The following is an 11,961-nucleotide window of genomic DNA, read 5'->3' on the forward strand; positions in this document are numbered from 1 at the left end:
AGTTCTGTCCAGTACGCCGGATCTGTCCGAGTCGGAGATCTGGTGTCTGGAGATGGGTACTGGGAGCGGAGCCGCGCGACGCCGATGCACGGCGGTCGCTGCGGCTTCCTTCAGGGCAGCCCGCGGCGGGCTCCGGAGCGTCACTATCTCCGCGCGGGCCCGTTCAACAGGGGGCGCTGCCCGGGGCGGCCACTTCGAGCGCGCGAATCACTCGCGCGGGCCGCCCTCCCAGCCCCCCCGATACCCACTTACGCCAGCAACCGCTCCAGCACCACCGCGATGCCGTCCTCGTCGTTCGACGACGTCACCTCGTCCGCCACCGCCCGCAGTTGGCCGTGGGCGTTCGCCATCGCCACCCCGTGTGCCGCCCAGGCGAACATCGGGATGTCGTTGGGCATGTCACCGAAGGCGATCGTGTCCGCGGACCTCAGGCCGAGCCGACGGGCCGCCAGGGACAGCCCCTTCGCCTTGGACAGGCCCAGGGGGAGGAGTTCGACTATGTCCTCGCCCGCCATGGTGACCGTGACGAAACCGCCCGCCGTCCGGGTCGCGACCTCGGTCAACTGGTCGGCGGACAGGGTCGGATGCTGGATGTAGATCTTGCTCAGCGGCTCGGCCCACAGCTCCGACGGGTCCGTCAGCGGAACGAAGGGCAGCGCGCCCACGCCCGAGTAGCCCGCCCCGACCAGCACGTCTCCGTCGAGGCCAGCCCGGCTCGCCGCCAGGAACAGCGGCCCGGTCTCCGCCTCGATCTTCGCCAGCGCGAGCGAGGCCAGCTGCCGGTCCAGGGTGATCGACGTCAGCAGACGGTGCGCCCCGGCGTCGTACACCTGCGAACCCTGGCCGCAGACCGCGAGTCCCTCGTAGCCCAGTTCGTCGAGGATGTGCCGCGTCCAGCGCACCCCGCGGCCGGTGACGACGATGTGCGCGCCGCCCCGCGCGGCGACCGCGGCGAGTGCCTCACGGGTGCGCGCCGAGACCGAACCATCGGAGCGCAGGAGCGTTCCGTCGAGGTCGGTCGCGACGAGCGGATAAGGGAACGAGCCTGCGGCGGCGGTCACTTGGCGACCGGCTCCAGCAGCTCCCGACCACCCAGATACGGGCGCAGCACCTCGGGCACACGCACCGAGCCGTCGGCCAACTGGTGGTTCTCCAGGATCGCCACGATCGTGCGCGGTACGGCGCACAGCGTGCCGTTGAGCGTCGCGAGCGGCTGGACCTTCTTGCCGTCACGCATCCGCACGGACAGGCGCCGGGCCTGGAAGCCGTCGCAGTTGGAGGCCGAGGTCAGCTCGCGGTACTTGCCCTGGGTCGGGATCCACGCCTCGCAGTCGAACTTGCGCGAGGCGGAGGCGCCCAGGTCGCCCGAGGCCACGTCGATGACCTGGAAGGGCAGTTCGAGGCCGGTCAGCCACTGCTTCTCCCAGTCCAGGAGCCGCTGGTGCTCGTTCTCCGCGTCCGCCGGGTCGACGTACGAGAACATCTCGACCTTGTCGAACTGGTGCACGCGGAAGATGCCTCGCGTGTCCTTGCCGTACGTGCCGGCCTCACGGCGGAAGCACGGCGAGAAGCCGGCGTAGCGCAGCGGGAGCTTGTCGGCGTCGAGGATCTCGTCCATGTGGTACGCGGCGAGGGGGACCTCGGAGGTGCCGACCAGGTAGTAGTCGTCCTTCTCCAGGTGGTACACGTTCTCCGCGGCCTGGCCGAGGAAGCCGGTGCCCTCCATCGCGCGCGGGCGGACCAGCGCCGGGGTCAGCATCGGGACGAAACCGGCCTCGGTGGCCTGGGCGATCGCCGCGTTGACCAGGGCCAGCTCCAGGAGTGCGCCGACGCCGGTGAGGTAGTAGAAGCGCGAGCCGGACACTTTGGCGCCGCGCTCGACGTCGATGGCGCCCAGCGCCTCGCCCAGCTCCAGGTGGTCCTTGGGCTCGAAGCCCTCGGCGCCGAAGTCGCGGATCGTGCCGTGCGTCTCCAGGACGACGAAGTCCTCCTCGCCGCCGACCGGGACGTCCGGGTGGACCAGGTTGCCGAGCTGGAGGAGAAGCTGCTTGGTCTCCTCGTCGGCCTCGTGCTGCTCGGCGTCGGCCGCCTTGACGCCGGCGGCGAGCTGCCCGGCCTTCGCCAGCAGCTCGGCCTTCTCGTCGCCGGAGGCCCTGGGGATCAGCTTGCCGAGCGCCTTCTGCTCGGAACGCAGCTCGTCGAAGCGGACGCCGGACGCCCTGCGCCGCTCGTCGGCGGACAGGAGAGCGTCGACGAGCGCGACGTCCTCTCCACGGGCGCGCTGCGAAGCGCGCACACGGTCGGGGTCCTCACGAAGCAGGCGAAGGTCAATCACGGTCCAAGGCTACCGGTGCCGGGTTGGCGCTCACGACTCGGTATTTCCATACACCCCTTGTATTGCTGTTTGCCCGAAATGTCGATCACGTCAAGGGGAATGGGAACTGACCCCGGAAGGGTTTGGTGAGGTCGCGCCGGTTGACTCGAATCCCTTGTGGAGAACGGGACTTGGGGTGTGCTGGGGCACGGTAATCCACACCCCCGAAAAGTTATCCACAGGCTGTGCGAAAGATCTGTGGATGACGGAAGTGATCGTTTCCGAAGGTGTCCGCCAGATGACCAATTCCCGAAGCAAACCACCCTCACGCCCACTTTCGGGTGGAAATGCGTAACCCCGGGGAGTTACGCCAGGGAAACGAGTGGACGAAGGGTGGCATGCCGGGCTGTGGACGAGTCGACGGTCTGTAGGGCGATTTGTCGACAGACTGGCACTCCGTTGTCGACTTGTCCCCAGGTCGAGAAGCTGGCCTGTGGATAACTTCTGTGGATAACGGAAATCGGCTGGTAGGACTGGCCCCAGCACCGGCAGGGCCGGTTAGAAGCGGCCGTCCTGGCAGCGGGCCACCCAGTCGGCGGCCGTCACGAACTCCTCGTCGGACGTCCCCGGCAGCGGCGCGCGGACGTCCTCGACCCCGATGTCCGCACGCGGGTACGAACCCAGGTACCGCACCTTGAGACAGATCCGCCTGAGTCCCATGAGCGCCTCGGCGACCTTCCGGTCGGAAATGTGGCCCTCGGCGTCAATCGCGAAGCAGTAGTTGCCGATGCCCTGCCCGGTCGGCCGGGACTGGAGCAGCATCAGGTTGACGCCCCGTACGGCGAACTCGTCCAGCAGATCGCGCAGTCCACCGGGGTGGTCGTCGCGCTGCCAGATGACGACGGACGTCTTGTCCGCGCCGGTCGGGGCGGCGGGCCGGGCGGGCCTGCCGACCAGGACGAACCGGGTCTGCGCGTTCTCCGCGTCGTGGATGCCGGTCTCCAGTGCCTCCAGGCCGTACCGGGCGGCGGCGAACTCGCCCGCGAAGGCGGCGTCGTAACGGCCCTCCTGCACCAGCCGGGCGCCGTCCGCGTTCGAGGCGGACGACTCCCAGACGACGTCCGGGAGGTTGATCTTCATCCAGTTGCGGATCTGCGACTGCGCCGCCGGATGGGCGGTGACCGTCTTGATCTCCGACAGCTTGGTGCCCGGCCTGACCAGCAGCGCGAAGGTGATCGACAGCAGGACCTCGCGGTAGATCATCAGCGGGGCGCCTGCGACCAGCTCGTCGAGCGTGGTGGTGATCCCGCCCTCGACGGAGTTCTCGATCGGCACGAACGCGGCCTCGACCTCACCGCTGCGCACCGCGTCGAGCGTGGCCGGCACGGACACCATCGGGATCAGCTCCCGGGTGGCCGCCTCGGGAAGCGTGCGCAGGGCAACCTCGGTGAAGGTGCCCTCGGGGCCGAGATACGCGTAGCTGGCTGGCATGCCCTCACCCTAATGGGCCCTTGCCAACCCGACGCACGCTTCCTTTCCCTGTCACCCCTCCAGCAGCCGCTGCCCCACGTACTCCCCCTCGCCCGCCCCGCCCGGCACCGCGAACAGCGCGCTCGACTCGTGCCGGATGTACTTGGAGAGCGCGTCGCCCCGGTCGAGCTTGCGCTGGACGGTGACGAAGCCGCGCAGCGGGTCGGCCTGCCAGCAGACGAAGAGGAGCCCCGCGTCGGGCGTACCGTCCGCGCCGATCCCGTCGTGGAAGGACCACGGGCGCCGCAGCATGGCCGCGCCCCCGTTCTCGTCGGGGCGGGTGATCCGGGCGTGGGCGTTGATGGGGACGACGAGATTGCCCTGGGCGTCGACCTTCTCCAGGTCCATCGCGGTCGTCTCCGTCCCGCCGCTGAGCGGCGCCCCGTTCGACTTCTTCCGCCCGACGACGTCCTCCTGCTGCTTGAGCGACAGCTGCTCCCAGTCGTCGAGCAGCATGCGGATCCGGCGTACGACGGCATAGGAGCCGTTCGCCATCCAGGACGGTTCGCCGGTGGCGGGGATGAAGATGCGCTTGTCGAAGTCGGCCTCGGACGGCTTGGGGTTGCGGGTGCCGTCGATCTGGCCCATCAGGTTGCGGGCGGTCATGGGCTGCGCGGTGGCGCCCGGCGACCGGTTGAAGCCGTTCATCTGCCAGCGGACGCGGGCCGCGCTGCCCGCGTCCTTCTGGATCGCGCGCAGGGCGTGGAAGGCGACCAGGGCGTCGTTGGCGCCGATCTGCACCCACAGATCGCCGTTGCTGCGGGCCTTGTCGAGGTGGTCGGAGGAGAACTCGGGCAGTGGGTCCAGCGCGACCGGGCGCTGCTTCTCCAGGCCGGTGCGGGCGAAGAAGCCGTACCCGAAGCCGAAGGTGACCGTCAGGGACGAGGGGCCGGCGTCGCGGGCGACGTCCGTGTCGTCGTGCGCGGCGGCCTCGCCCGCCATGAGCCGCTGGGCGGTGTCGGACCAGCGGCGCAGCAGTGCGGCGGCCTCGGTGCGGCCCGTGCCCGCCGCCAGGTCGAAGGCGACGAGGTGGCCGCGCGCCTGGAGGCTCTCGGTGATGCCCGGCTGATGTTTCACGTGAAACTTTGCCATGTCCGTGCCCACAGAAGTGAGCGGGAGGGACTGGCCGGAGGAGTCGGATCCGGAGTCGGCGGAGGAGCCGACGGCATAGCCGGTGGCCCCGCCCGCCGCCCCGAGCACGAGCCCGGTGGCACCGGCGGTACCGAGCAGCCGCCGGCGCGAGATGCCGGGCTCCCCGTTCCCGTCGGTGCTTCCGGGAACGCTTCCCTGGTCGTTTTCCTTGGTGGACTGGTCAGACATGGTGCGGGTCAGCCGATCTGCGCGTTCTTGGTGACGGTCACTTGGTCGATGTCGGAGGTCCGTACCGTCACGGCGATCTTCCAGGTGCCGGCCATGGGGATCTGGACCTCGTTCGCCGTCCAGTGGCCGGTGGTGACGCGGTCCGGGTTCACGGGCAGCGGTCCGATGTTCTGGGCGGTGAGCGTGAAGGCGACCTTCACCTCGGGCACGTCGAACGCCCGGCCGTTGGGCCGCTCCACGTACACATGCATGACGTTGCCGCCGACACGGGCGGGGTTGAGGTCGAGCCGGACGAGGCCCTTGCCGTCCTGGCCGCCGGTGTCGAAGGTCATGTCGAGGGTCAGCGCACCGGTCCCGACCGAGGAGTCCGACGTGGAGGACGACGACGAGGACGCCGCCGCGGCGGACTTGGCCTCCTCCTCCGTACGGCCCGGTTCGGTGGACGTCAGCACGGTGGTGACGGCGAGCAGGACGACGGCGATGCCCGCCTCGGCGAGCACCGAGCGGCGCAGCCCCGTGCGCAGCGGGTCGGCGTCGCGCAGCCGCTTCACGCGCGCGGTGTCGACGGCCGCCTGCTGCCGGGCGAGCTGGGTGGCGCGCTTGGCGTCCCCGCCCTTGACGGCTCCGGCGGCGACGGGTTCCTTCTCGGCGTCGGCGGTCTCGTCCTCCGTACGCTCCGCCGTCACGGCGTCGGCGGTCTCCGGCAGCTGGGTGGTCCAGCGGCGCGAGATGTAGGCGATGCCGACGAGGACGATCACCAGGCCGATCTTGACGAGCAGCAGCTGGCCGTACGAGGTGCCGGTGAGCGCCGACCAGGAGCCGACCTGGCGCCAGGACTGGTAGATGCCGGTCGCGACCAGCGCCAGCACGCTGCCGAAGGCGAGGCGGGAGAAGCGGCGTACGGCCGAGCCCTCGATCGGGGCGTCGGCGGGTGCCCGGAACAGCGCGACCAGGAGGGCGGAGAGCCCGCCGAGCCAGAGGGCGACGGCGACGAGGTGGACCACGTCGACGGGCATCGCGATGCCGGCCTGGAGCCCGGTCGAGGCGTGTTCGGCGAGCGCCCAGGTGGCGGCGAGGCCGATCGCCACGACACCGCCGCCGATGGCGAGCCCGAAGGTGAGATCCCGCTTCGCGGTGGCGTCGTACGCGGCGTCCTCGTCGTCCTCCGCGGCCTCGTCGGAGTCCTCCTCGGGCCGGGCGTACGCCCCGAAGAGGACCGCGATGAAGAGCGCGCCGGCCGCGAGCAGCAGCAGCCGGGAGACGAGCGCGGCGCCCGTCTTGGTCTGGAGGACGTCACCGAGGAGGCCCAGGTCGAAGATGTCGCCGACCTTGCCGGAGCCGGTGTACGAGCCGCGCATCAGCAGCAGCGCGAGCGTGGCCGCGGTCATCGCGAGCCATCCGGCGGCCACGAGCCGCTGGAGCGCCCGTACGCCGGCTCCGCGCTGCCAGCAGGCGAGGACGAAGGCGGCGCCGCCGACCATGACGATGAAGCCCGCGTACGAGACGTACCGGCCGAAGCCGTAGAGGGCGCCGACGACTCCGCCGCCCGCCGACTCGTCGGAGACCTTGACGGAGGTGACGGAGGGGGCGCCGATGGAGAAGGTGTAGGCGCCGGCGACGGGGTGGCTGTCCGCCGAGACGACCTGGTAGGCGACGGTGAACGTGCCGTCGGGCAGCCCGGAGTGGAGCGGGACGCCGTACGTCGTGCCGCTGATCTCGGCCGCCTTGGCGGTGTCGACGCGCTTGCCCTTGGGGTCGAGCACGCGGATCGAGCCGTCGGACAGCGCGACCTTCTCGGAGAAGGTCAGCGTCACCTGGTCCGGGGCCTTGTCGACCACGATTCCCTGGGAAGGAGAGCTGCCGGTCAGTGCCGCGTGTGCGGAGGCGGGCGCGGCGCCGGCCAGCCCGGCGAGCAGCGCGCCGGCGATCGCGAGGAACAGCAGCACCAGGGGCCGTACGCGGGGGGCGATGGTCTGTGTCACGGTGATCCCTCCCTCGGTCTCAGTGTCCGGTCTTGGGGTTGTACGTCGCGGACTTCACCGGCATCTCGACGGTGATCGGCGAGGTTTTGGCAAAGTGCAGCTGGACGGCGACCTTCTCGCCCTCCAGCGGCTTGCGCTTGAGCTGCTCGAACATCAGATGGTCGCCGCCGCTCTGGAGGACGAGTTCGCCGTGGGCCGGGATGTCGAGGCTCTTGGCCTCCTCCATGGTCTGCCCGACGGTCTTGTGCACCGTGACCTCGCCGGCGACCTCGCTGGTGACGCGGGTGAGTACGTCACCGGCGGCGCCCTTGTTGGTGATGACGAGGAATCCGGCGGCCATGGTGTCCGAGACGGGCTGGGGCATGTAGGCGGAGCCTACGGACAGTCCGGCGCCGTCGTCGGACCCGGAGTCCGAACTTCCGCACGCGGTGAGGGCGAGCGCCCCCGCGAGCACCGCGGCTGTCACCAGGGGGAGGCGCCTCACGGGTTCTGCCCCTTGATGATCTTCGGGAGGTCCTTGGTGTAGTCGTCGACGGTGGCGTCCTCGCCGTAGAGGACATAGCCGCCGTCGGTCTTCGGGGAGAAGGCGATGACCTGGGTGCCGTGCATCGAGATCGTCTTGCCGTTCTTGTCCTTCGACGTCGGCTCGATGGAGATGCCGAGGGTGCGGGCGCCGGCCTGGATGGTGGCGAAGTCGCCGGTCAGACCGACCACCTGGGGGTCGATGCCCTTGAGCCACTTGCCGAGCGCGGCCGGGGTGTCGCGCTTCGGGTCGGTGGTGACGAAGACGATGCGGAGCTTGTCCTGGTCGGCCTTGGACAGCTGCTTCTTGGCGACGGCGATGTTGCTCATCGTCAGCGGGCAGACGTCGGGGCAGTTGGTGTAGCCGAAGTAGATGAGGGTGGGCCGGCCCTTGGTCTCCGCGCGGAAGTCGTACGACTTGCCCTGGGTGTCGGTGAGGACGAGGTCGGGCTTCTCGAACGGCTGGTCGAGGATCGTGGCCGTCTTGTCCGAGCCGGCCTCGACGGAGACATCGGCGACGGACTGGTTGTCGGAGTCGTCGCCGCTGCCGCAGGCGGAGAGGGTCAGGGTGGCCGCGACGAGCAGGGCGGACGCGGCGAACAGTTTCTTGCGCATAAGGAGAGTTCCCGAAGGTGGTGTCGGCGAGCCACCGGGGGCGTGCGGGACAACCGCACGCCCCCGGCGCGCACCGGAGGTGAGCGAGGGTCAGACGGTGGTGCGGCGACGGCCGGCCAGCACGCCGAACGCCACGCCCGCGACACCGACGACGATGCCCACGACGCCCAGCACGCGCGCGGTGGTGTCGCTGCTGTCGGCGGGCTCGGCGGCGGTGGTCGTGGTCTTCGCGGCGGGCTCCGCGGAGGCGGCGGCCTCGGTCTCCTCCGTGGACGAGGAGCCACCGTGGTGGCTCTCGGTGGCGGCGGACAGGGCCAGCACCGGCGCGGGGTTGTCGGGCTCCTCGGCGCCGTCCTCCTGGACCTCGATCCAGCGGACGACCTCCTTGTTGGAGTACGTCTGGAGCGCCTTGAAGACGAGTTCGTCGGTGTCCTCGGGCAGTTGGCCGATGGAGAGCGGGAACTTCTGGAAGAAGCCGGGCTCGATGCCCTTGCCCGAGGCGGTCCAGGTGACCTTGGAGACGGCCTCGGAGATCTTCTCGCCGTGCAGCTCGACGGGGGTGGCCAGCTTGGACGTGGTGACCTTGGCGGTCCAGCCGGGGACCGGCTCCGGCATCACAGAGGCGAGCGGGTGGTCGGTCGGGAAGCTGACCTCCAGCTTGGTCGTCGAGGCGTTGTCGCGCTCGTTCGGCACCTTGAAGTTGACGGTCGCGTAGCCGCCCTTGGCGGCGGTGCCCTCGGCGGACACGCTGACGTGCGCGAAAGCGGGGCCGGACAGGACGAGGACGGTGGCGCCGGCGAGGGCACCGGCGGCGGCGATACGGGAAACCTTCATGTCGGAAGGCGCTCCACTTCGGTGAGTCCGAGGGCCCGGGGAGGTCCGGGAGGCCTCGGAGAGGGTTCGCGGAGGAAGAGGGACGCGCGTGCGGAACGGTGCACACGCGCGTGTGCCGCACGACGGCGGCCTCCTCGAACCCCCGGACCCTCGGATCCGAAGACCCTGGGGACCCGACGGGGAGCGGTCGCGTCGTGTCAGGCGGCGAGCACGAGAGCGTCGGCCGGCGGCCCGCGCCGGATCACCGTGTGCTGGAGCGCGGTCGCGGGCGGCCTCAGGGGTACGAGGGTGCACGCGCGCGGGACCCGCGGTGCCGTACCGGGCGTACCCGGAAGGCCCGCCCGGAGTGCGCGCGCCAGCGCGAGCGCCCCGCGCAGGGAACGTACGAGCGCCCCCTCGGCCACGCCGTGCGCCGACAGCCGCATCAGCCGCAGCAGCGCCAGGTCCCCGTGCCGCAGCACCCACCCGGTGGCGACGGCCGCGAGCAGATGACCGATCAGCATGGGCAGCGACGGCAGTACGGAGGAGCTGAGGGACCCGGCGGAGGCGAGGGCGCCCGCGGAGTGGCTCATGGACCCCATGTCGGAGCCGGAGCCCATCCCGGTACCGCCCGCCCCTGTGCCGCTGGTGCTGATCCGCGCGTCGGAGAGGATCCGCTGGGCCTGGGCCGGACTGATCGCCGCGAGCGGCGCACCGCACAGCAGCCGGGCGGCGCGGGCGACCAGGGCGGTGTCCGTCGCGGCGGCCGTCGAAGCCGAGGCGGCCGCCGACGTGGCGGTGTGCTGCCCGAGCCCGAACAGGGTGTGCAGGACCGTCTGCCCGACGGCCAGCAGGGCGACGATGCCCGGCAGCGAACGGGTCCGTCCGGCGAGGGGTGCCGCGCACGCCAGGACCCCGAGGAAACCGGCGCCCAGGGTCCACAGCGGAACGGAGGCACAGGAGGCGAGGGTGTGCCCGGCACCGGCCAGCACGACACAGACCGCGGCGAACACCGCGGCCCTCAGCATCCGGAGTGCGCTTCCGGAGGGCGCTGTGCGCCGGCGGCGGGCAGTCATGGCGGGGTCATCATCGCACTGGCCCCACGGCGCCCATACGGCAGGTCCACAAGGTGGTGTACGGCCGGGTTACACCCCGTACGGCCGGGTACAAGCGGAAGACAACTTCTGCTAATCAACGCCCCGCATACACCGATTGCAGCCCGCAGCGCATCCCCCGTATGGGCGGCATCACGTCAACTGCGTGCTTACACACCGGCACTCGCGGCAATACGTACAAGTATGTCGAGCCGCGGCCTGGAGGCTGGAGCATGAGCATCTGGTGGTCACTCCATCTGCGCCGCGAGGCTGCGAGCGTTCCGCTCGCCAGACGCCTCCTGCTGGGCACGATGGAGACGGCGGGCGTCGACCCGGACATCTCCTACGACCTCTCCCTCGCGCTGAGCGAGGCCTGTGCGAACGCCGTCGAGCATGCCGGTGACACCGCGCACGGCGACTCCCGCGGGGCCTATCGCGTCACCGCGTACCTCGACGGCGAGAAGTGCCGCATCGAGGTCGCCGACTCGGGACCCGGGTTCCCGGCGAGCCCGATGAACACGGCGAGCACGGCCGGCCCGGCGCTCGCGGAGGCCCCACGCCGCCCGGTACCCGTCGCCGCCGTCCCGTACGACGCGGAGCACGGCCGGGGCCTGTCGCTGATCGAGGAACTCGCCGACCACGTCACCATCGGCAACAAGCCGGGCCGGGGCGGCGCGGTGGTCAGTTTCGACAAGATGCTCAAGTGGCGGAAGGACGCACCGCTGATGGCGGTGTGACATCTGGTCACTTCAGGTTTCTCACGCTTCACAGGCAGCTCTCAGCCCGCACCCACGTTCCTGACGGACGGTGTCCCTAATTTCCTGATCATGACGGGAAACCACAAGGACACAACGATCAGCCGGCGCCGCGCTCTCGCGGTGACCGGAGGCACGGTCGCCGCAGGCGGGCTCGCGGTCGCGGGCTACCAGTCGGCCTTCGCGGACGAGGCGACCACCACGACGACGGCCGACGCCACCGCGTCCGCCACGGTGAGCGAGAGCACCGGCACCTGCGTCCTCATGTCCAGCGTGACGGAGGGGCCGTACTACCTCGACAACGCCCTGGTCAGAAAAGACATCACCGAAGGCAAATCCGGCGTCCCGCTGACGCTGCGCATCACCGTCCAGGACACCACCGAGTCCTGCGCCCCGGTGGCCGGCGCGGCCGTGGAGATCTGGCACTGCGACGCCTGGGGCTACTACTCCGGGTACACCACCGCCAACCCCGGCGGCTCGGCCCCCGCCGAGAGCGAGGACGGCTCCACCGCCGACGACAACACCTATCTGCGCGGCTACCAGGTCGCCAACGCCAACGGGGTCGTCAAGTTCGAGACGATCTTCCCCGGCTGGTACACCCCGCGCACCTGCCACATCCACGTCAAGGTGCACACCGGCGGCGCGAAGGAGGACGGCACCTACGAGGGCGGCAAGGTCAACTACACCGGCCAGTTCTTCTTCCCCGACGACGCGGCCGAGGCGATCTTCGCCCTGGAGCCCTACTCCCAGCACACCGGCAGCTACACCACCCTCGACAACGACATGGTGTACGACGGCGGCGGCACCTCCAGCGGTCTGCTCACCCTGAAGCCGGTCCACAAGAAGGACGTCTCCAAGGGCTACAAGGGCTTCATCACCCTGGGCATCGACCCGGACGCCGAGAACACCGGCGCGGGCAGCGGCGGCGGTGGTGGCGGTACGCCCCCGAGCGGCGAGCCCCCGACGGACGCCCCGACCGAAAGTGCCTCACCGTCCGCCACGGCCTCCTCGTAAGG

11 protein-coding genes are annotated in these 11,961 nt (G+C 70.5%); 2 read left to right on the forward strand and 9 right to left on the reverse strand.

The genetic code is table 11. The features are described from left to right. Positions 1-248 precede the first annotated feature (248 nt). From OG787_RS24450 to OG787_RS24490, 9 genes are all read right to left on the reverse strand, one after another. Positions 249-1,061 (reverse strand): HAD family hydrolase, encoded by an 813-nt coding sequence (locus OG787_RS24450; RefSeq protein WP_369029081.1) that lies wholly within the window; start codon positions 1,059-1,061, stop codon positions 249-251. Continuing rightward, positions 1,058-2,335: a serine--tRNA ligase gene (gene serS / locus OG787_RS24455; protein WP_369029080.1), complete on the reverse strand. Its 1,278-nt coding sequence runs from the start codon at positions 2,333-2,335 to the stop codon at positions 1,058-1,060. Before serS ends, OG787_RS24450 begins: the two co-directional genes overlap by 4 nt. Before the next feature lie 537 nt (positions 2,336-2,872). Next, complete coding sequence (gene pheA / locus OG787_RS24460; protein ID WP_405536370.1) at positions 2,873-3,805, reverse strand: prephenate dehydratase; 933 nt, start codon at positions 3,803-3,805, stop codon at positions 2,873-2,875. A 51-nt stretch (positions 3,806-3,856) separates the two neighbouring features. Next, positions 3,857-5,164 (reverse strand): iron uptake transporter deferrochelatase/peroxidase subunit, encoded by a 1,308-nt coding sequence (gene efeB / locus OG787_RS24465; protein ID WP_405536371.1) that lies wholly within the window; start codon positions 5,162-5,164, stop codon positions 3,857-3,859. Positions 5,165-5,172: 8 nt separating this feature from the next. Beyond that, a complete protein-coding gene (locus OG787_RS24470; RefSeq protein WP_405536372.1) occupies positions 5,173-7,146 on the reverse strand; it encodes a copper resistance CopC/CopD family protein in 1,974 nt (657 codons plus the stop codon). Positions 7,147-7,165: 19 nt separating this feature from the next. After that, complete coding sequence (locus OG787_RS24475; RefSeq protein ID WP_405536373.1) at positions 7,166-7,630, reverse strand: copper chaperone PCu(A)C; 465 nt, start codon at positions 7,628-7,630, stop codon at positions 7,166-7,168. Further along, positions 7,627-8,283 (reverse strand): SCO family protein, encoded by a 657-nt coding sequence (locus OG787_RS24480; RefSeq protein WP_405536374.1) that lies wholly within the window; start codon positions 8,281-8,283, stop codon positions 7,627-7,629. The genes OG787_RS24475 and OG787_RS24480 overlap by 4 nt, the downstream gene beginning before the upstream one ends. Positions 8,284-8,373: 90 nt before the next feature. Next, complete coding sequence (locus tag OG787_RS24485) at positions 8,374-9,117, reverse strand: YcnI family protein (protein ID WP_405536375.1); 744 nt, start codon at positions 9,115-9,117, stop codon at positions 8,374-8,376. Positions 9,118-9,314: 197 nt separating this feature from the next. Then, on the reverse strand, positions 9,315-10,172 hold the full coding sequence (locus OG787_RS24490; protein WP_405536376.1) for a hypothetical protein: 858 nt from the start codon (positions 10,170-10,172) through the stop codon (positions 9,315-9,317). Positions 10,173-10,423: 251 nt separating this feature from the next. On the opposite strand from OG787_RS24490, the gene OG787_RS24495 reads away from it, so the two are divergent. Both OG787_RS24495 and OG787_RS24500 read left to right on the forward strand, forming a co-directional pair. Further along, complete coding sequence (locus OG787_RS24495) at positions 10,424-10,927, forward strand: ATP-binding protein (RefSeq protein ID WP_369029072.1); 504 nt, start codon at positions 10,424-10,426, stop codon at positions 10,925-10,927. Positions 10,928-11,017: 90 nt separating this feature from the next. Then, entirely contained in the window at positions 11,018-11,959 is a 942-nt protein-coding gene (locus OG787_RS24500) for an intradiol ring-cleavage dioxygenase (RefSeq protein ID WP_405536377.1), read from the forward strand. Positions 11,960-11,961 lie beyond the last annotated feature (2 nt).

The organism is Streptomyces sp. NBC_00075 (genome assembly GCF_045041225.1).
Lineage (GTDB): Bacteria > Actinomycetota > Actinomycetes > Streptomycetales > Streptomycetaceae > Streptomyces > Streptomyces adonidis.